This window comes from Aeromonas sp. V90_14 (assembly GCF_029967615.1).
Lineage (GTDB): Bacteria > Pseudomonadota > Gammaproteobacteria > Enterobacterales > Aeromonadaceae > Aeromonas > Aeromonas hydrophila.
In genome coordinates, this window is record NZ_JASCAS010000047.1 from 97101 (window position 1) to 116371 (window position 19271).

The following is a 19271-nucleotide window of genomic DNA, read 5'->3' on the forward strand; positions in this document are numbered from 1 at the left end:
ATTATTTCAGAATCATCAGGGGCTTGCCAGTCATTTCCGGCGGTACCGGCAGACCCATCAGGGTCAGCATGGTGGGGGCCAGATCGGACAATTTGCCGCCTTCAGCCACTTCGGCCTTGCGACCGAAATAGATGAGCGGAACCGGCAGGTTGGTGTGGGCGGTGTGCGCCTGACCGGTCTCTTCGTCCATCATCTTCTCGGCGTTGCCGTGGTCGGCGGTGATCAGGCACTCGCCACCCACTTCGGCCAGCGCCTCGGTGACGCGACCGATGCAGTGGTCGACTGCTTCACAGGCCTTGACCGCGGCGTCGAACACGCCGGTGTGGCCGACCATGTCGCCGTTCGGGTAGTTGCAGATGATGACGTCGTACTTGCCGCTCTTGATGGCGCCGACCAGCTTGTCGGTCAGCTCTTCGGAGCTCATCTCCGGCTGCAGGTCGTAGGTGGCCACTTTCGGGCTGGCAACGATCTCGCGATCTTCACCAGTGAAGCAGGCCTCTTCGCCGCCGTTGAAGAAGAAGGTGACGTGGGCGTACTTCTCGGTTTCGGAGATGCGCAGCTGGGTCTTGCCCTGCTTGGCCAGCCATTCACCCAGGGTGTTGACCAGCGCGGTCGGCGGGTAGGCACAGGCGGTTTTGATGTCGGCTGCGTACTCGGTCAGCATCACGAAGTTCAGCGCCGGGGTGGCGGTGCGGGCGAAGCCGGTGAAGTCGCTGTCGACGAAGGCGCGGGTGATCTCGCGGGCACGGTCGGCACGGAAGTTCATGAAGATCAGCGCATCGCCATCCTGCATGGGAGCGGCAGCACCGATGCGGGTGGCTTTGACGAATTCGTCGTTCTCGTCGCGAGCGTAGGCGGCGGCCAGGGCTTCGCTGGCGCTGTCGGCGGTGAACTCGCCCTTGCCCAGGGTCATCAGGTCATAGGCTTGCTGCACGCGATCCCAGCGATTGTCGCGGTCCATGGCGTAGTAACGGCCGATCATGGAGGCGAAGCGACCCTTGCCCAGGCGGGCGAACAGGGCATCGAACTGCTCGATGGAGGACTGGGCGGAGCGCGGCGGCACGTCACGGCCATCCAGGAAGGCGTGGAAGTAGATCTGCTCGGCGCCACGCTTGGCGGCCATTTCGATCATGCCCATGATGTGCTCTTCGTGGCTGTGCACGCCACCCGGGGACATCAGGCCCATGATGTGCACGGCCTTGCCCTTGGTCACGGCAGCATCGACCGCCTTGGCCAGTTCGACGTTCTGGAAGAAGTCGCCGTCCTGGATGTCTTTGGAGATGCGGGTCAGTTCCTGATAGACGATGCGACCGGCGCCGATGTTGACGTGGCCCACTTCGGAGTTCCCCATCTGACCATCCGGCAGGCCCACGTCCAGGCCGGAGCCGGAGATCAGGGTGCTGGTGTAGTCACGGGCGAGACGGTCGAGGTTGGGAGTCTTGGCGGCAGCGACGGCGTTGTGCTCTTGCTTGGTGCTGTAGCCCCAACCGTCCATGATGACCAGAACCAAAGGTTTCTTAGCTGTTGACATAAGGCTATGTCCTCTCGGATAGGAATGAATTGCGGGAAGTGAAACTAGCGTAATATTACTACATCTGCCGAAATAGTCACCTGATAGCCAAGCCCCGTCCGGCGGGGGCCGCACGCTGTTGCCGAGCTGTTTCGTCTTTGTCGCCGGCTTGTCGCACCACTCGACGAATCCTCGCCGCAGCGGGCTGAATGCCACTTTTTATGCCGCCGCTTTCCCCCGTCCCCGTCTGGTGGGAGCCCGCTCCCGCTTTGCCGCCAAGATGGCTGATCTTGGCTGGGTCCCCATGTATACTCGGGCACTTGTCTTGGTCCCTGGATAGTAGAAGATGCAAGAGTATTTGGATTTTGCGGCCCGCAACCCGCTGCTGACCGCAGCCTGGTTCGGCCTGGCAGGCACCCTGGTTTACACCACGGTGCGTGCTCGTTTTTCTCCGGTGAAGTCGGTGAACAACCACACCGCAACCCTGCTGATCAACCGTGAAAACGCCACCGTGGTGGATATTCGCAGTCAGGAAGAGTTTGCCAAGGGCCATCTGGCCGGTGCCCAGCACCTGCCGCTCAGCCAGATCCAGAGCAATAATCTGGGCCCGGTTGAAAAGCATAAAGATGCCCCCATCATAGTGGTGTGCGAGTCGGGGATGACCGCTGGTGGCGCGGGTCGCCAATTGAGCAAAGCCGGCTTCAAGCAGGTGTATGTGCTCAGCGGTGGCATGGCCCAGTGGCGTGCAGAGAATCTGCCGGTGACCAAAAAACGCTGATTTAAGGGCCTGCGCCCACCTATTTTCATAAAAGGAATCAAACAAAATGGCTGAAGAGATCAACAACCAGGAAGTACAACCGGAATTCCACATCCAGCGCGTCTACACCAAGGACGTCTCCTTTGAAGCGCCGAATACCCCGCACATCTTCCAGAAAGAGTGGCAGCCGGACGTCAAGCTGGACATGGACACCAAGACCAACATCCTGGCCGACAGCGTCTATGAAGTGGTACTGACCCTGACCGTGACCTGCAAGCTGGAAACCGAAACTGCCTTCCTGTGTGAAGTTCAGCAAGCCGGTATCTTCACCATCGGCAACCTGCCGGAGCCGCAACTGGCTCACTGCCTGGCTGCCTTCTGCCCGAACATCTTGTTCCCGTATGCCCGCGAAGCGGTGTCCAACCTGGTGAGCAAGGGTTCCTTCCCGCAGCTGAACCTGGCACCGGTCAACTTCGATGCCCTGTTTGCCCAGCACATGGCGCAGGCGCAGGCCCAGCAGGCGACTGCGGAAGCCTGATAATGGCCGACCAGATCGCTATCTCGGTCTTGGGGGCGGGGTCTTATGGCTCCGCCCTTGCCATTTCTCTGGCGCGCAACGGTCATCCGACCCTGCTGTGGGGTCACGACCCTGCCCATGTCGCCGAGCTGGAACAAGACCGCTGCAACAAGGCTTTTCTGCCGGATGTCCCTTTTCCTGCCGATCTGCAGCTGACCGCCGATCTGCAACAGGCGGTACAAGCGGCCCCCGTGCTGCTGCTGGTGGTGCCGAGCCATGTGTTCGGCCAGGTGCTGGCCCAGGTCAAACCCTTCCTGCGCCCCGATACCCGTATCGCCTGGGCCACCAAGGGGCTGGAGCCGGACAGCGGCCGTCTGCTGCAAGACGTGGCGCGCGAGGTGCTGGGTGACGAGATGCCGCTGGCGGTCATCTCCGGCCCTACCTTCGCCAAGGAGCTGGCCGCCGGTCTGCCGACCGCCATCTCGGTGGCGTCGACCCACGACGACTTCGCCGACGATCTCTCCCTGCTGCTGCACTGCGGCCGCTCGTTCCGGGTCTATACCAATCCGGACTTCATCGGTCTGCAACTGGGCGGGGCGGTCAAGAACGTCATTGCCATCGGTGCCGGTCTCTCCGACGGGCTGGGTTTTGGCGCCAACGCCAGGACCGCGCTCATCACCCGGGGTCTGGTGGAGATGCAGCGCCTGGGCGCCGCGCTCGGGGCCGACGCCAAGACCTTCATGGGGATGGCCGGGCTCGGGGATCTGGTGCTGACCTGTACCGACAACCAGTCGCGCAACCGTCGCTTCGGGCTGGCCCTCGGGGCCGGCAAGGATGTGAACACTGCCATGGCCGAGATCGGCCAGGTGGTGGAAGGCTATCGCAACACCAAGGAAGTGCATCTGCTGGCGGCCCGCTGTGGCGTCGAGATGCCCATCTGCGAGCAGATCTTCAAGGTGTTGTACGAAGGCAAGAATCCGAAAGAGGCGGCCATCGCCCTGCTGTCGCGAGACAAGAAGGACGAGTGATCCACCCGCTGCAGAATGCAAAAGGCCCCGCCAGCTGGCGGGGCCTTTTCTTTGCGGCAAGGGCAGCAAATCAGTAGTAGGAGTGATCGCCGCGCTGGTGCTCGGTGGCATCCTTGACGCCGTTGAGCTCGCCCGGGAATTTCTCCAGCAGCTGCTTCTCGATCCCCTCTTTCAGGGTGTAGTCGACCATGGAGCAACCGTTGCAACCACCGCCAAACTGCAGGATGGCCAGCTTGTCCTCGGTCAGCTCGACCAGGGTGACCTTGCCGCCGTGACCGGCCAGCATGGGGTTCACTTCGGACATCAACACGTACTCGATACGGTCGATCAGCGGAGCGTCGTCGGCCACTTTGCGCATCTTGGCGTTGGGGGCTTTCAGGGTGAGCTGGGAGCCCATCTGATCGGTGACGAAATCGATGGTGGCATCCACCAGGAAGGGGGCGCTCAGGGGATCGACCAGGCAGTCGAAGCCGCTGAAGGGCAGGTGTTGATCTTCCGGATCGACCGCATCGGGTGGGCAATATGATACGCCGCACTCGGCATTCTGGGTTCCCGGATTGACCACAAACACCCGGATATTGGTGCCATCAGGCTGTTTTTCCAGCAGTTTACGGAAATGGGCCTGGGCGGTGTCGGAAATGCTGATCATCACTATCCTCATAAACCTGAGTGTACGACTAGGGTATTCATGATAACTCTCTTGGCAAGGCTTGGGTAGCATGCCGATGGTTACTTGAGATGCTTGAGGGTACGACAGACGGCCCACACTTCCACCTTTGTGACTCCGCTCTCATGGAGCAAACGGGTGAGATGACCGGCGGTCGCGCCCGTGGTGACCACATCATCGAGCAGCGCCACGTGCTGGTAGGCGTGGGGCCTGATCTGGAAGGCGCCGCGCAGATTGCGCCGCCGCTGGCCGGCACTGAGCCTGGTCTGCTGCGGGGTTGCCCTGACCCGGCGCAGCAGGCGCTTGTCACAAGGAATGCCGATCAGCTCGCTGAGAGTGAGGGCTATCTCTTCCGCCTGATTGAATCCGCGCCACCACTGGCGCCACCAGTGCAGCGGCACTGGAATGATGGCCTCTGGCGGATCGCTGAGATCCAGATGGTCTGCCAGCAGCCGGGCGAGCAGCGGGGCCAGCAGGATCTGGCCGGAATACTTCATCCGGGGGATCAGCATGGGGTAGGGTGGCCGGTAGTCACCGATGACCTGCAGCCGCTCCCAGGGCGGCGGCCTGCGCTGGCAGCGACCGCAGATCGGCAGGCGTTCTTCATGCATTGCCGGCAAGGGGGCTGCACACAAGCGGCAGGTGTGGTCAGCCTGCTGCAGGGCCTGCCGGCACCAGCTGCACAGCAAGGGGTCAACATCGCAAGGCTGCTGGCAGAGCAGGCAGTTGCCCTGCCAGTCGGCGTGGCGGCCGAGGATCGGACTTGCTTTGGCGAGCAACCGCTTTAACATGCTGACCCCAACAGAGTGAACAGGATCTGAGTCTAGATGAGCGTGTCGGTTGAGCGGTTTGGTCAGGGGCCCGATCTGGTGCTGTTGCACGGATGGGGAATGAATGGCGCGGTCTGGCACGGCATTGGGCCGGCCCTGGCGTCTCGCTATCGCGTCCATCTGGTGGATCTGCCCGGCTTTGGCAACAGTCCGCTGGCGGGCGAGGTAGCGTACAGTCTGCCCTGGCTGGCTGAACAGGTGGCAGCCATCCTGCCGGAGCAGTGCCATTTGCTGGGGTGGTCCCTCGGTGGTCTGGTGGCAAGCCAGTTGGCCTTGAGCCATCCCGAGCGACTGCACTCCCTCATCACGGTGGCCAGCTCCCCCTGTTTCATGGCCCGTGACGAATGGCCGGGGATCGCCCCCAAGGTACTGACCGGTTTCAACCAGATGCTGGCAGGGGACTTCAAGCAGACCATCGAACGCTTCCTGGCGATCCAGGCGATGGGTAGCGAACATGCCAGGGATGACATCCGCCAGTTGCGCCACTGGCTGGCGGAGCGGCCCGCTCCCCAGCTGGCGGCGCTGGAGGCCGGACTCGGTTTGCTGGCTGAGGTCGATCTGCGCGATGAGTTGACACCATTGAGCTTGCCTTGGCTGCGGGTCTACGGTCGGCTGGATTCACTGGTGCCCAAGGTATCCATCCCTCTGCTGGACGAGCGTTACCCAAGCAGCCGCAGTGTGGTGCTGGAAAAGGCCTCACATGCACCCTTTATTTCCCATCCACAACAGTTCATTGAAATCATTGAACATTTTGTAGGTTGAAAAATAGCCAATTTGCTTCATTAATCCTCTGGCGTGGCGGATAATTAATCCAGTGTCAGAGGAGAGTTGTCATGCGTATAGATTCAGCATTGAACAGCGGTGTGCAAGGCTTTCAGCGTGCGGAGCAGATTGCCGACAAGGCGTCCAGCCAGATCGCCAGGCTCAATACCCCGAGCGGTGACAAGGTTCAGCTGCCCGAAGAACTGGTGAACCTCAAGAGTGCCGAGGTGCAGGCCGGTGCCTCTGCCAAGGTGATCCAGACCGCCAGCGACATGATGGGAACCCTGATCGACATCCGGGTGTGACATGAACATCAATGTCAGTCTGCCGACCATCATTCCCAACCAGCTGCAACCGCAGACGGAATCGGCACGTACTGACAATCGTCGCGCGGCACTCATCCCCCAGAGCCGCCAGAGCGAGGCTTTCAACGCCGAGTCCGAAGTCGGCTCTCAGAAAGAGAAGTCCAGAGCCAGCCAGGCCAATCCCAATCAGACTTCCCAGCAGGCCCGAGACGGCTCCCAGACCGGCAACCCGCAGGCGGCGATCGACAATCGCTTCGTCGAGGCCGCCGGTGAGGACGGTCAGCGCAACAAGCAGCAGGATCCCAAGCAGCAGGAGCAACAGCAGAAGCAGGAGTTGCAGGTCAAGGAGCTGGCCGACAGGGATCAGGAGGTGCGCACTCACGAGCAGGCACACCAGAGCACCGGTGGTCAGTATGCGGGGAGCCCTACCTATGAGTTTGCCATGGGGCCGGATGGCAAGCGTTACGCGACCGGCGGTGGCGTCTCCATCGACATCGGGACTATCCCCGGCGATCCCAGAGCCACCATCGCCAAGATGCAACAGGTGAGGGCCGCCGCACTGGCGCCTGCCGAACCCTCCTCTCAGGATCTGAGCGTAGCCAGAAGTGCTGCGGCCAAGGAGGCGCAGGCCCGCAAGGCGCTGCTTTCATCCGACCCTGATACCGCCCTGGCTGCTGATGGCAGCGCCAAGACGGGCGTGCTGAACGGCTACATGGAGCAGCGCAACCAGGTTATCGCCCAGCGTTATCAGCAGGCAGTCAAGCCTGCTGCCCAGCAGAACCTGAGCCTGAGCGTCTGAGGTTGCCACCGTATTTCCGCCCGGTTTTTTCCCTCGCGAGCAGGCAATTGCAACTAATCTGAGGGGTAATCCCATCCACGCTCACAGGAGTCGTCATGCACTTTGATGAAGTCAAACCGGAAGATTTTGCCACCTTCTCCCGTGTACCACCGCCGCACCTCCAGATGGAGCAGTTCTTGATGCAGCTCGGTGGGGGCGGTACCGAAGGCACCCATTTCAAGAAGAAGGTGATGTTGGCAGCAGGCTGGAGCCATACCGGCGTGGTCTCCTATGGCAAGTATCCGCAAGAGGCCTGCAAGGCATTCAACCGGCTGCGGGAGGTACTGGCGACCCATCGGGAGGCTGACGCCATTCTGGCCGCACTGGCCCAATGAGGCTGATCAACAGCGGCAAAAAAGCCCCTCGCGGGGCTTTTTGCATTCTGGGGGCTTATTTCTTCAGCTTCGAGAGGGCGGCCGCGAAGGCGTTGCCCATGGCGCCATCGGTCGGGGGGCTCTGACGCGGAGCCTGTTTCGGCTTGGCATTGCCGGTGTGGCGCGGCTCGGCCGGTTTGCGTGCCGGCTGGCCGGCTTTTTCATCCAGACGCATGGTCAGACTGATGCGTTTGCGCGGTACGTCGACTTCCAGCACCTTGACCCGGACGATGTCGCCGGCCTTGACCACCTCGCGGGGATCCTTGACGAAGCGATCGGTGAGGGAGGAGATATGCACCAGCCCGTCCTGATGGACGCCGATGTCGACGAAGGCGCCGAAGTTGGTGACGTTGGTGACCACCCCCTCCAGCACCATCTCGGGCACCAGATCGCTGATTTTCTCCACCCCTTCCTTGAAGGTGGCGGTCTTGAACTCGGGACGCGGGTCGCGGCCTGGCTTGTCCAGCTCACCGATGATATCGGTGATGGTGGGCACCCCGAACTGCTCGTCGGTGTAGTCGGTGGGCTTGAGGGTGCGTAGCAGGCTGCTGTTGCCGAGCAGGCTGTCCACGGTCTGCTCCAGCTTGGCGAGGATCCGCTCCACCACAGGGTAGGATTCCGGGTGTACCGCCGAGCCGTCCAGCGGATTGCTGCCGCCGCGAATGCGCAGGAAACCGGCGCACTGCTCGAATGCCTTGGGCCCGAGCCGGCTTACTTTCAGCAACTGCTGACGATGCTGGAAGGCGCCGTTCTCGTCCCGGTAGGCGACGATGTTCTGGGCCAGGGTCTGGGAGAGGCCGGAAACCCGGTTGAGCAGGGCGACCGAAGCGGTGTTCACATCCACCCCGACCGCGTTCACGCAATCCTCGACTACGGCATCGAGCCGGCGGGCCAGCTGGCTCTGGCCGACATCGTGCTGATACTGACCCACACCTATGCTCTTGGGATCGATCTTGACCAGCTCGGCCAGCGGATCCTGCAGCCGGCGGGCGATGGAGACGGCGCCACGAATGGAGACGTCGAGATCCGGGAACTCCTGGGAGGCGAGCTCGGAGGCGGAGTAGACCGAGGCCCCCGCCTCACTCACCACAATCTTCTGCGCCTTGGCCGCCGGGTAGCGCTCGAACAGATCGCTCACCAGGCGGTCGGTTTCCCGCGAGGCGGTGCCGTTGCCGATGCTGATGAGTTCGACCTTGTGCTTCTGGCACAGCTCGCTCAGGGTCTTGAGACTCTGGTCAACCTGGCGCTTGGGTTCGAACGGATAGATAGTCGCGTGATCGACCAGCTTGCCGGTGGCATCGACCACCGCCACCTTGACCCCGGTGCGGATGCCGGGATCCAGCCCCATGGTGCAGCGCATGCCGGCCGGCGCCGCCATCAGCAGATCCTTGAGGTTCATGGCGAATACCTTGATCGCCTCGTCTTCTGCTGACTCGCGGATGCGGCCGATCAGCTCGGTCTCCATCTGCAAGGAGAGCTTGATCTTCCAGGTCCAGCTCACCACCCCCTGCAGCCACTTGTCGGCCGGGCGGTGTTGCAGGTTGAGCCTGAGGTGATGGGCGATGATCCCTTCGCAGGGGCTGGCGCCCTCATCGTCGCCGGCAACCAGCGCTAGGTTGAGGATCCCCTCGTTGCGGCCACGCAACATGGCCAGCACCCGGTGGGAGGGGGCCTTGTGCAGCGGTTCGTCGTGTTCGAAGTAGTCCTTGAACTTGGCCCCTTCCTGCTCCTTGCCAGCCACCACGCGCGCGCGCAGGGTGGCGTTGTGCCACAGGTAGTCCCGCAGCTTCTCAAGGAGATCGGCCTGCTCGGCGAAGCGCTCCATCAGGATGTAGCGGGCACCGTCGAGGGCAGCCTTGCCGTCGGTGATCCCCTGCTCGGCATTGAGGAAGCGAACCGCCTCCTGCTCGGGATCCTTCAGCGGGTCGCTCAGCAACAGGTCGGCCAGTGGCTCCAGCCCCGCCTCGATGGCCATCTGCCCCTTGGTACGCCGCTTGGGCTTGTAGGGGAGGTAGAGGTCTTCCAGCCGGGTCTTGCTGTCGGCGTCGTTCAGCTCGCGGGCCAGCTCGGGGGTCAGTTTGCCCTGCTCTTCGATGGAGCGCAGGATCACCTGGCGGCGATCCGCCAGTTCGCGCAGGTAGCCGAGGCGGCTCTCCAGGGTACGCAGCTGGCTGTCGTCCAGACCGCCGGTCACCTCTTTGCGGTAACGGGCGATGAAGGGGACGGTGGCGCCTTCGTCCAGCAGGCGAACGGCGGCCTGCACCTGCTCCGGGCGGGCATTCAACTCATCGGCAATCTGATGTTCTATTACGTGGCTTTGCATCGAGGGTCTCTTGGTCGGGTCCTGGTCAACGGGCAGGCGCGAGGCGATGTCGCCGGGCAGGAGTCTGTCCTGGCGGTACTCAAGGTACCTGCCAGGCCACTGCCGCGCGGGCCGGTTGGCGCCGCAAGGCGCCGGGTGTGAGCACTATATGGGGTCGGGCAGCGGGATGCCACCCCGGCTAAAACGACGCTTATCATACCCGGTGGGCGGACATGCTCGGTCCATCCTGGCCTCGTCAGCCGATTTGGCCGTCTGGGCCGGCACTGGTTTATTTGGGATAGCTGATCTCATTGATGTACCAGCAGGCGTCACCGACTGGCGTACGTACTATGGCCTCGTCCCCCACCTCTTTCTTGAGCAGGGCGCGGGCCATGGGGGAGTCGATGGAGATGTAATCCTTGCGCTCGAAGATCTCGTCATAGCCGACGATGCGAAAGCGCTTGGTCTCTCCCTCCTCGTTTTCCACCTCGACCCAGGCACCGAAAAAGACCTTGCCCTCCTGGGCGGGGGAGTAGTCGACGATCCCCAGCTCCTCGAGGCACTTGCGCAGGTAACGGACCCGCCGGTCGATCTCTCGCAGCCGTTTCTTGTTGTATTGGTAGTCGGCATTCTCGCTGCGATCACCGAGGCTGGCCGCCCAGGCCACTTTGCGGGTGGTCTCGGGGCGCTCCTCGCGCCAGAGGAAATCGAGCTCCTGTTTGAGCTTGTTGTAGCCTTCACGGGTGATCAGCTTGGTCTTCATCGGTCGTTACCTGTGTCAGTGGGGCTGATGAGCCTCTTATGGCTCGGCAGATCTTATCCGTTGTCGCCTTGCTGTCGAGCAAAAACTGGGGCGTCTGAGGGGAGGCCTGAGTGGTGAGACGCGGGGTGAAGGGGCGCAAAATCGGCTGAATGGGCAATAACCGGTAACATATTTAGGCTTGGCCGTTACGAGCCCGAGCTCTAGTATTGGCAGCATATCGAGAGGAGAGGCAAGCAATGAGTCAGCAATACAAGGTTCTGGTCGTCGACGATGATTTGAAATTACGTTCCCTGCTGGAGCGCTACCTGACCGAACAGGGGTTCGTGGTTCGGGGCGTCGCCAATGGTGAACAGGCCGACCGCCTGCTGACCCGTGAGAACTTCAGCCTGATGGTGCTGGATTTGATGCTGCCGGGGGAAGACGGCCTCTCCATCTGCCGCCGCCTGCGCGAGGCTGGCAACCAGATCCCGGTGCTGATGCTGACCGCCAAGGGGGATGAGGTGGATCGCATCGTCGGGCTCGAGATGGGTGCCGATGATTACCTGCCCAAGCCGTTCAACCCCCGTGAGCTGCTGGCCCGGATCCGCGCCGTGCTGCGCCGGCACACCGTCGAGTTGCCGGGGGCCCCCTCTACCGCCGAGAAGGTGGTGAGCTTTGGCAGCTATCAGCTCAACCTGGCGACCCGCGAGCTGAGCCGCGATGGTGATCCGGTTGCGCTGACCAGCGGCGAATTTGCCGTGCTCAAGGTGCTGGTGAGCCATCCGCGTGAACCTCTCTCCCGCGACAAGCTGATGAACCTGGCCCGCGGTCGCGAATATACCGCCACCGAGCGCAGCATCGACGTGCAGGTCTCCCGCCTGCGTCGCCTGCTGGAGCAGGACCCGGCGCAGCCCCGTTATCTGCAGACCGTCTGGGGTCTGGGCTATGTGTTCGTGCCGGACGGTGACGGCGAATGAAGAAAGTGAGCAGCATGTTCTCCCGCATGCTCTGGTTTTTGGCCGCCGTGCTGGTGGTCTATCAGTTTGTCTCCTATGCCACCTTCTACAACTATCTGCTGGCGCCGACCGTCAAGCAGATAAGTCACCTGCTGGCCAACCAGGTCAAGCTCATCTTTCCGGTCGAGAGCAACCAGCTGGCGCTGAGTGAAGATGCCGAGGCGCTGGTCTATGTGGCGACCGGCAGCGACATCTATACCCAGACCGAGGCGGAGCAGCACGGGCTCAACGAGTCCAAGCCCTACACCTATCTGGAAGAGAGCATCAGCCGCGAGCTGGGGGGCAAGACCAAGGTCAGGGTCGAGATCCAGGATCACTACATCATCTGGATCCAGCCGCCCCAGGCCAGCAAGGTGTGGGTGCGCATCCCGCTGACCGAGATCGAGGACGACGACATCGAGCCGCTGATCCTCTACATGAGCGTGCTGCTGGTGGTGACCCTGTTCGCCGCCTGGCGCTTTGCCCGCCAGCTAGTGCGGCCGCTGGAGGATCTGGAAGCGGGGGCCGTGGCGGTGGCGCGCGGCAATTTCCCCGATGCGTTGGGGGAGCAGGGATCGCGGGAGGTGCGTCGGCTGACTCGCACCTTCAATCACATGTCGAGCTCCATCAAGGGCCTGATCGAGGAGCGCAACCTGATGATGGCGGGTGTCTCCCACGATCTGCGTACCCCGCTGACCCGTATCCGGCTGGCGACCGAGATGATGTCCTCCGGGGATGAGTATCTCAAGGAGAGCATCAACGCGGACATTGACGAGTCCAATGGCATCATCGATCAGTTCATCGACTACATTCGGCCGGACGAGGGGCTGGATACCCAGCAGATCGACCTGACCCAGCTGATCCACGACAGCTTGCTGGTGCAGACCGATCAGGGATTGGAGGTGGAGCTCGAGTTGCCGGCCGAGGCAGTACGGGTGGCCTGCAACCCCATCAGTATCCGCCGCATCCTCAACAACCTGTCAGGCAATTCGCTGCGCTACGGTGCGAGCCGGCTGCAGGCCGAGCTCAAGGATGATGGTCACTGGGTGCGGCTGCGGCTGTCGGATGACGGCCCCGGCATTCCGGAACAGGATTACTACCGGGTGCTCAAGCCCTTCACCCAGGGTAACGAGGCCCGCACCGGCAGCGGCAGCGGCCTGGGGTTGGCCATCGTCGCCAAGATCGTGTCCCAGCATCACGGCACCATCAGGCTGGGGCGCTCCGAGCTAGGGGGCTTGCTGGTGGAGATCCGGCTGCCCAAGAACCAGCCGCTGGAGTGGATTGATTGAACGAAGGGCGTATCCGTGGATACGCCCTTCGCATGTCAGGCTTGCGGCTCGCTGGTCTTGCGGTAGCGCCTGCCGTATTTCAGCTGCTGGATCAGCAGGGCGGCGACGATGAGCGCCAGCCCGATGGGGGTGGCCGGGTGGATGGTCTCGCCGATCAGCAGGTTGAGCAGCACCAGCGAAGCAAACGGCGAGATGAAGATGAGGTTGCTGATGGGGGCGGTGTTGGTGGCGTGGCGCAGCGCCATCAACCAGAGCACGAAGCCGAAGCCCATCTCGAACAGTCCCACGTAGATGGCGCCGGCCCACCCCTGCCAGGTGGTCATGGCAAAATCGGAGAGCAGCCAGGTCGCAACGACGATAAAGGGCAAACTGATGATGAAGCCCAGCAGCAGGCTGACGATGGGGTCGCCCTGGTTGCGGGTGTTGAGGATCCAGTAGCCAGCCCAGATCAGGGTCGACACCAGCGCCAGCGTGACGCCGAGAGGACTGTCAAACTGCAGACCGAATACATCCCCCCTGGTGGCGATCACCAGCGCGCCGAAGTAGCCGAGCACGATGGCGACCCCGTCGCGGCGGCGCAGCTTCTGACCGAGGAAGGGCACCGCCAGCAGACTGAGGGTGATGGCCCAGGTGTAGTTGAGGGTCTGCGCCTGCTGGGCGGGCAGCAGGTCATACGCCTTGAACAGCAACAGGTAATAGAGGAAGGGGTTGAGCACTCCCAGTGCCAGATAGTAGAGGGGACGACTCTTGATGTAGCCGAGCAGCAGCGGCAGTTTGCCCTGACAGGCCACTATCACCCCCAGCGTCAGGGTCGAGGTGCAGGCCGCGACCAGCAGTAATTGCACCGGTTCAAAGTAGGCGAGGGAGATCTTGAAGGCGCTGGCGACCGTCGACCAGAGGGCGACGGCGCAGAGTCCATATTGATAGGCTTTTTTCTGATCTTTGAGCATGGGGTGTCGTTCCGATGACGAAGGCCGGCGCACAGTCTACCAGCCTGTTTGCAACATTGTCGTTACCCCTGCCAGGCAAGGGCTTGCCCAGCCGTTGGCGAGATCCATCTGTCACATAAAATTGCGCACAATCTGTTCGCCTTCTCTTGCGCAAATTGAAAAAATCCGTATAATCCCCTCCGCTTACCCATGAGGTAAGCCAGACGATATGTCTGTTTGCTGAGTTTCCCGCTTGCGGGGGCCAGCCATACAGTCCTCCCGATATGGGAGGAAACGTGAAAAATCACACCTCTGGCGGGAGTAATCTCGGTCGGGCGGTGTTGATTTATGTTCTTTTATCTATTGGAGCTCTGTCAATGCAGAACCAAAGAATCCGTATCCGCCTGAAGGCTTTTGATCATCGCCTGATCGATCAATCCACTGCGGAAATCGTTGAAACTGCAAAGCGCACCGGCGCGCAGGTTCGCGGTCCTATTCCGCTGCCGACTCGCAAAGAGCGCTTCACCGTCCTGATCTCCCCGCACGTCAACAAAGATGCGCGTGATCAGTACGAGATCCGCACTCACAAGCGTCTGGTAGACATCGTTGAGCCGACTGACAAGACCGTTGACGCCCTGATGCGTCTGGATCTGGCAGCTGGTGTAGACGTCCAGATCAGCCTGGGTTAATTACGGAAAGAGGTTGATAACAATGACAATCGGTCTTGTAGGTCGCAAAGTGGGTATGACTCGCATCTTCACTGAAGATGGCGTTTCTATCCCGGTGACTGTTATCGAAGTTGAAGCTAACCGTGTAACTCAGGTCAAATCTGTAGAAACCGACGGCTACAACGCTATTCAGGTTACCACTGGCGCCAAGAAAGCCAGCCGTGTAACCAAGCCGGAAGCTGGCCACTTCGCCAAAGCTGGTGTAGAAGCCGGTCGCGGTCTGTGGGAATTCCGCCTGAACAACGGTGAAACTTTCACTGTTGGTAGCGAGCTGAAAGTAGATCTTCTCGCTGACGTTAAGCTGGTAGACGTTACCGGCACATCCAAGGGTAAAGGTTTTGCCGGTACTGTTAAGCGCTGGAACTTCCGCACCCAGGATATGACCCACGGTAACTCTCTGTCCCACCGTGTACCTGGCTCCATCGGTCAAAACCAGACCCCGGGCCGTGTATTCAAGGGCAAAAAGATGGCTGGTCACATGGGTGCTGAGCGTGTAACGACTCAGAACCTGGAACTGGTTCGTGTTGACGCTGAACGCAACCTGCTGCTCATCAAAGGCGCAGTACCGGGTGCAACCAACGGCAACGTGATCGTTAAACCTGCCGTCAAAGCGTAACGTCTGAGGAGATAGTAATGGAATTGGTAATGAAAGACGCCAAGAGCGCTCTTGAAGTTTCCGAGACTACCTTCGGGCGCGAATTCAACGAAGCTCTGGTTCACCAGGTTGTCGTTGCTTATGCCGCTGGTGCCCGTCAGGGTACTCGTGCGCAGCTGACTCGCTCTGAAGTGTCTGGTGGCGGCAAAAAGCCGTGGCGTCAGAAGGGTACTGGTCGTGCCCGTGCTGGCTCCATCCGTTCGCCCATTTGGCGTTCCGGTGGTGTGACTTTTGCAGCTAAGCCGCAAGATCACAGCCAGAAAGTAAACAAGAAGATGTACCGCGGCGCTATCCGTAGCATCCTGTCCGAGCTGGTACGTCAAGAGCGCCTGATCGTTGTTGAGAAGTTCGGCATCGAAGCTCCGAAGACCAAAGAACTGATCGCCAAGCTGAAAGAAATGGAACTGACCGACGTTCTGATCGTGACTGCTGAAGTCGATGAGAACCTGTTCCTGGCTGCTCGTAACCTGTACAAAGTTGACGTGCGTGACGTTGCCGGTATCGACCCGGTCAGCCTGATCGCTTTCGACAAGGTTCTGATGACTGCTGACGCAGTTAAGCAAATCGAGGAGATGCTGGCATGATCCGTGAAGAGCGTCTGCTGAAAGTTCTGAAGGCTCCGCACATCTCTGAAAAGAGCACCATGGTCGCAGAAAAGCAGAACACTATCGTGTTCAAAGTTGCTGTTGATGCCACCAAGGCGGAAGTCAAAGCTGCAGTTGCGAAACTGTTCGAGGTCGAAGTTGAGACCGTCCGTACCCTGAACATGAAGGGTAAGACCAAGCGCGCAGGTGCACGCGTAGGCCGTCGTTCCGATTGGAAAAAGGCTTATGTGACCCTGAAAGCTGGTCAGGACATCGACTTCATGGGCGCAGCCGAGTAAGAGGAGTTCTGAAAAATGGCAATCGTTAAGTGCAAGCCTACTTCTCCGGGCCGCCGCCACGTCGTCAAGATCGTCAACCAAGACCTGTACAAGGGCAAGCCCTTTGCAGCTCTGCTGGACAAGAAAGACAAGTCCGGTGGTCGTAACAACAACGGCCGCATCACCACCCGTCACATCGGCGGTGGTCACAAGCAACACTACCGTATCGTCGACTTCAAGCGCGACAAAGACGGTATCCCGGCCAAAGTAGAGCGCCTGGAATACGATCCTAACCGTACCGCAAACATCGCCCTGGTGCTGTATGCAGACGGTGAGCGTCGTTACATCCTGGCTCCGAAAGGCCTGAAAGCTGGTGATGCAATCGCTTCTGGTGCTGATGCCGCAATCAAGGTAGGTAACACCCTGCCGATGCGCAACATCCCGGTCGGTTCTACCGTTCACGCTGTTGAGATGAAGCCTGGTAAAGGTGCCCAGCTGGCTCGTTCCGCTGGTACTTTCATCCAGATCCTGGCTCGTGAAGGTAACTATGTAACTCTGCGTCTGCGTTCCGGCGAAGTACGTAAAGTTCTGGCCGAGTGCCGCGCCACCATCGGTGAAGTTGGTAACTCCGAGCACATGCTGCGTCAACTGGGTAAAGCCGGTGCAAACCGCTGGCGTGGTATTCGTCCGACCGTTCGCGGTATGGCGATGAACCCGGTCGACCACCCGCACGGTGGTGGTGAGGGTCGCAACAAGGGCATGCAGCCTGTGTCCCCATGGGGCCAGAAGGCTAAAGGCTTCAAGACCCGTAAGAACAAGCGTACCGACAAGTACATCGTACGTCGTCGTAACAAGTAATTGTTAACATAGAGGAATCACCATGCCACGTTCTCTCAAGAAGGGTCCATTTATTGACCTGCACTTGCTGAAGAAGGTAGAGAAAGCGGTGGAAAGCGGGGATAAAAAGCCGGTTAAGACCTGGTCCCGTCGTTCAATGATCATCCCGAACATGATCGGTTTGACCATCGCTGTCCATAATGGTCGTCAGCACGTTCCGGTTTTCGTTACCGAAGAAATGATCGGTCACAAACTGGGTGAATTCGCACCGACTCGTACTTATCGCGGCCATGCTGCTGATAAGAAGGCTAAGAAGCGCTAAGGGATAAATGATGGAAGCTATCGCTAAACACCGTTATGCCCGTACTTCTGCCCAGAAAGCTCGTCTGGTAGCCGATCAAGTACGTGGTCTGTCCGTAGACAAGGCTCTGAACATCCTGACCTTCAGCCCGAAAAAGGCTGCAGCTCTGGTGAAGAAAGTGCTGGAATCTGCCATTGCAAACGCTGAGCACAACGAAGGCGCCGATATCGACGCGCTGCGTGTTGCTACTATCATGGTCGACGAAGGTCCCTCCATGAAGCGCATCCGTCCGCGTGCCAAAGGTCGTGCGGATCGTATCCTCAAGCGTACCGCTCACATCACCGTAGTGGTATCCGACGCTAAGGCTGGGAGATAAGCAATGGGTCAGAAAGTACATCCTAATGGCATTCGCCTGGGTATTACCAAGCCTTGGAATTCTACCTGGTTCGCGAACACCAAAGACTTCGCTGACAACCTGTACAGCGATTTTCAAGTACGCCAGTTCCTGACCAAGGAACTGAAAAACGCGTCCTTGTCCAAGATCACCATCGAGCGTCCGGCCAAGAGCATCCGTGTGACCATTCACACCGCTCGTCCGGGTGTTGTGATCGGTAAGAAAGGCGAAGACGTTGAGAAACTGCGCAAAGCTGTAGCCGCAATTGCTGGCGTGCCTGCTCAGATCAACATTTCCGAAGTCCGCAAGCCGGAGCTGGATGGCAAACTGGTTGCCGACAGCATCACTTCCCAGCTGGAGCGTCGTGTAATGTTCCGTCGTGCTATGAAGCGCGCCGTACAGAACGCAATGCGCCTGGGTGCCAAGGGCATCAAAGTGGAAGTTTCCGGTCGTCTGGGCGGTGCTGAAATCGCGCGTACCGAATGGTACCGTGAAGGTCGTGTGCCGTTGCACACCCTGCGTGCCGACATCGACTACGCAACTTCTGAAGCCCACACCACTTACGGTGTGATCGGCGTTAAAGTTTGGATCTTCAAGGGCGAAGTTCTGGGCGGTCTGGCTGCTGTTAATGCCGCTGCTGCTCAAGAGCAAGCTCCTGCAAAGCCCAAGCGTGACAACAAGCGCCGCGCTGCTAAGTAAGGAGATTCGGTAAATGTTGCAACCAAAGCGTACTAAATTCCGCAAGACCCACAAGGGTCGTAACCGCGGTCTGGCCAACTCTGGTAACGAAGTATCCTTCGGTACCTTTGGCCTGAAGGCGACATCCCGTGGTCAACTGACTGCTCGTCAAATCGAAGCAGCCCGTCGTGCCATGACCCGTCACGTTAAGCGTCAAGGCAAGATCTGGATCCGTGTGTTCCCGGACAAGCCCATCACCGAAAAGCCCCTCGAAGTTCGTATGGGTAAAGGTAAGGGTAACGTGGAATACTGGGTTTGCCCGATCCAGCCTGGCAAGGTTCTGTACGAGATGGATGGTGTACCTGAGGCTCTGGCGCGTGAAGCGTTTGCCCTGGCCGCAGCTAAGCTGTCCGTTCAGACCACTTTCGTAATTAAGACGGTGATGTGATGAAAGCCCAAGATCTGCGTCAAAAGAGCGTCGAAGAACTGAACCAGGAGCTGCTGGGTCTGCTGCGTGAGCAATTCAACATGCGCATGCAAGCTTCCACCGGCCAGCTGGCTCAGACTCACACTCTGAAACAAGTGCGTCGTGACGTCGCACGTATCAAGACTGTACTGACTGAGAAGGCAGGTGCGTAATGACTGACAAGATCCGTACTCTGCAAGGTCGTGTAATCAGCGACAAGATGGACAAGTCCATCACTGTTGCTATCGAGCGCAAGGTAAAGCACCCGATCTACGGTAAGATCATCAAGCGCACTACCAAGCTGCACGTACATGATGAAAACAACGAATGCAAAGCTGGCGACCTCGTGGAAATCCGCGAATGCCGCCCGCTGTCCAAGACCAAGTCCTGGACCCTGGTTGCCGTTGTAGAAAAGGCCTAATCGGTACTTTGTAGTCCAAACGGCCCCTTAGCGGGGCCGTTTGTTTTTTAGGCTACCTTTTCTAAAAATCCTGTGTTATAGTTT

General features: G+C 59.9%; 26 protein-coding genes. 20 read left to right on the forward strand and 6 right to left on the reverse strand.

From position 1 onward, the window contains the following. Position 1 precedes the first annotated feature (1 nt). Positions 2–1531 (reverse strand): 2,3-bisphosphoglycerate-independent phosphoglycerate mutase, encoded by a 1530-nt coding sequence (gene gpmM, locus QLG02_RS20480; RefSeq protein ID WP_219314123.1) that lies wholly within the window; start codon positions 1529–1531, stop codon positions 2–4. Between the two features lie 325 nt (positions 1532–1856). On the opposite strand from gpmM, the gene QLG02_RS20485 reads away from it, so the two are divergent. Genes QLG02_RS20485 through gpsA form a run of 3 tightly spaced genes read left to right on the forward strand, consistent with a single transcriptional unit; the run spans position 1857 to position 3812 of the window. Continuing rightward, a complete protein-coding gene (locus QLG02_RS20485; RefSeq protein ID WP_005307875.1) occupies positions 1857–2288 on the forward strand; it encodes a rhodanese-like domain-containing protein in 432 nt (143 codons plus the stop codon). Between the two features lie 46 nt (positions 2289–2334). Next, positions 2335–2805: a protein-export chaperone SecB gene (gene secB / locus QLG02_RS20490; RefSeq protein ID WP_011704300.1), complete on the forward strand. Its 471-nt coding sequence runs from the start codon at positions 2335–2337 to the stop codon at positions 2803–2805. Positions 2806–2807: 2 nt separating this feature from the next. Then, positions 2808–3812, forward strand: coding sequence for an NAD(P)H-dependent glycerol-3-phosphate dehydrogenase (gpsA, locus tag QLG02_RS20495; protein WP_011704301.1), 1005 nt, complete (start codon positions 2808–2810; stop codon positions 3810–3812). Between the two features lie 70 nt (positions 3813–3882). Here gpsA and nfuA read toward each other — a convergent pair whose 3' ends face one another. Further along, a complete protein-coding gene (gene nfuA, locus QLG02_RS20500) occupies positions 3883–4461 on the reverse strand; it encodes a Fe-S biogenesis protein NfuA (RefSeq protein WP_011704302.1) in 579 nt (192 codons plus the stop codon). An 80-nt stretch (positions 4462–4541) separates the two neighbouring features. Then, complete coding sequence (locus QLG02_RS20505; RefSeq protein ID WP_282466013.1) at positions 4542–5270, reverse strand: ComF family protein; 729 nt, start codon at positions 5268–5270, stop codon at positions 4542–4544. A gap of 36 nt (positions 5271–5306) precedes the next feature. Here QLG02_RS20505 and bioH point away from each other — a divergent pair, with 36 nt between their 5' ends. From bioH to QLG02_RS20525, 4 genes are all read left to right on the forward strand, one after another. Beyond that, positions 5307–6071, forward strand: coding sequence for a pimeloyl-ACP methyl ester esterase BioH (gene bioH / locus QLG02_RS20510; protein ID WP_282466014.1), 765 nt, complete (start codon positions 5307–5309; stop codon positions 6069–6071). A gap of 71 nt (positions 6072–6142) precedes the next feature. After that, a complete protein-coding gene (locus QLG02_RS20515; RefSeq protein ID WP_011704305.1) occupies positions 6143–6376 on the forward strand; it encodes a flagellar basal body rod C-terminal domain-containing protein in 234 nt (77 codons plus the stop codon). Between the two features lies 1 nt (position 6377). After that, the gene (locus QLG02_RS20520) at positions 6378–7175 is read left to right on the forward strand and encodes a putative metalloprotease CJM1_0395 family protein (RefSeq protein WP_282466015.1); all 798 of its coding nucleotides are present in this window, start codon (positions 6378–6380) and stop codon (positions 7173–7175) included. Between the two features lie 95 nt (positions 7176–7270). After that, positions 7271–7549 carry a hypothetical protein gene (locus QLG02_RS20525; protein WP_282466016.1) on the forward strand — a complete coding sequence of 93 codons (279 nt, stop codon included), beginning with the start codon at positions 7271–7273 and terminating at the stop codon, positions 7547–7549. A gap of 55 nt (positions 7550–7604) precedes the next feature. Here the strand turns inward: QLG02_RS20525 and QLG02_RS20530 are convergent, their stop codons facing one another. Further along, entirely contained in the window at positions 7605–9911 is a 2307-nt protein-coding gene (locus tag QLG02_RS20530) for a Tex family protein (protein WP_282466017.1), read from the reverse strand. A 268-nt stretch (positions 9912–10179) separates the two neighbouring features. Then, positions 10180–10653 (reverse strand): transcription elongation factor GreB, encoded by a 474-nt coding sequence (greB, locus tag QLG02_RS20535; protein ID WP_011704309.1) that lies wholly within the window; start codon positions 10651–10653, stop codon positions 10180–10182. Between the two features lie 236 nt (positions 10654–10889). Between greB and ompR the strand changes: the two genes are divergently transcribed. Next, on the forward strand, positions 10890–11609 hold the full coding sequence (gene ompR, locus QLG02_RS20540) for a two-component system response regulator OmpR (RefSeq protein WP_005307934.1): 720 nt from the start codon (positions 10890–10892) through the stop codon (positions 11607–11609). After that, positions 11606–12916 carry a two-component system sensor histidine kinase EnvZ gene (gene envZ / locus QLG02_RS20545; RefSeq protein ID WP_282466018.1) on the forward strand — a complete coding sequence of 437 codons (1311 nt, stop codon included), beginning with the start codon at positions 11606–11608 and terminating at the stop codon, positions 12914–12916. The genes ompR and envZ overlap by 4 nt, the downstream gene beginning before the upstream one ends. Before the next feature lie 35 nt (positions 12917–12951). Here the strand turns inward: envZ and QLG02_RS20550 are convergent, their stop codons facing one another. Then, entirely contained in the window at positions 12952–13866 is a 915-nt protein-coding gene (locus tag QLG02_RS20550) for a DMT family transporter (protein ID WP_282466019.1), read from the reverse strand. A gap of 356 nt (positions 13867–14222) precedes the next feature. Between QLG02_RS20550 and rpsJ the strand changes: the two genes are divergently transcribed. The 11 genes from rpsJ to rpsQ are packed head-to-tail and all read left to right on the forward strand — an operon-like array spanning position 14223 to position 19187. Beyond that, positions 14223–14534 (forward strand): 30S ribosomal protein S10, encoded by a 312-nt coding sequence (rpsJ, locus tag QLG02_RS20555; RefSeq protein WP_005307944.1) that lies wholly within the window; start codon positions 14223–14225, stop codon positions 14532–14534. Positions 14535–14556: 22 nt separating this feature from the next. Further along, positions 14557–15189, forward strand: a complete 633-nt coding sequence (rplC, locus tag QLG02_RS20560) for a 50S ribosomal protein L3 (protein WP_010672559.1) — start codon at positions 14557–14559, stop codon at positions 15187–15189. A 17-nt stretch (positions 15190–15206) separates the two neighbouring features. Further along, complete coding sequence (gene rplD, locus QLG02_RS20565; RefSeq protein ID WP_005340616.1) at positions 15207–15812, forward strand: 50S ribosomal protein L4; 606 nt, start codon at positions 15207–15209, stop codon at positions 15810–15812. Beyond that, entirely contained in the window at positions 15812–16111 is a 300-nt protein-coding gene (rplW, locus tag QLG02_RS20570) for a 50S ribosomal protein L23 (protein WP_342690021.1), read from the forward strand. Before rplD ends, rplW begins: the two co-directional genes overlap by 1 nt. A gap of 15 nt (positions 16112–16126) precedes the next feature. Further along, positions 16127–16948: a 50S ribosomal protein L2 gene (rplB, locus tag QLG02_RS20575; RefSeq protein ID WP_005307957.1), complete on the forward strand. Its 822-nt coding sequence runs from the start codon at positions 16127–16129 to the stop codon at positions 16946–16948. A gap of 22 nt (positions 16949–16970) precedes the next feature. After that, entirely contained in the window at positions 16971–17249 is a 279-nt protein-coding gene (gene rpsS, locus QLG02_RS20580) for a 30S ribosomal protein S19 (RefSeq protein WP_005307960.1), read from the forward strand. A gap of 10 nt (positions 17250–17259) precedes the next feature. Continuing rightward, positions 17260–17604, forward strand: coding sequence for a 50S ribosomal protein L22 (gene rplV, locus QLG02_RS20585; protein WP_011704314.1), 345 nt, complete (start codon positions 17260–17262; stop codon positions 17602–17604). Positions 17605–17607: 3 nt separating this feature from the next. Then, the gene (rpsC, locus tag QLG02_RS20590; protein WP_005331168.1) at positions 17608–18321 is read left to right on the forward strand and encodes a 30S ribosomal protein S3; all 714 of its coding nucleotides are present in this window, start codon (positions 17608–17610) and stop codon (positions 18319–18321) included. A 13-nt stretch (positions 18322–18334) separates the two neighbouring features. Continuing rightward, a complete protein-coding gene (gene rplP / locus QLG02_RS20595) occupies positions 18335–18748 on the forward strand; it encodes a 50S ribosomal protein L16 (RefSeq protein WP_005307963.1) in 414 nt (137 codons plus the stop codon). Beyond that, positions 18748–18939, forward strand: a complete 192-nt coding sequence (gene rpmC, locus QLG02_RS20600) for a 50S ribosomal protein L29 (protein ID WP_005307965.1) — start codon at positions 18748–18750, stop codon at positions 18937–18939. The genes rplP and rpmC overlap by 1 nt, the downstream gene beginning before the upstream one ends. Continuing rightward, a complete protein-coding gene (gene rpsQ, locus QLG02_RS20605) occupies positions 18939–19187 on the forward strand; it encodes a 30S ribosomal protein S17 (protein ID WP_005307966.1) in 249 nt (82 codons plus the stop codon). Before rpmC ends, rpsQ begins: the two co-directional genes overlap by 1 nt. Positions 19188–19271: the final 84 nt, after the last annotated feature.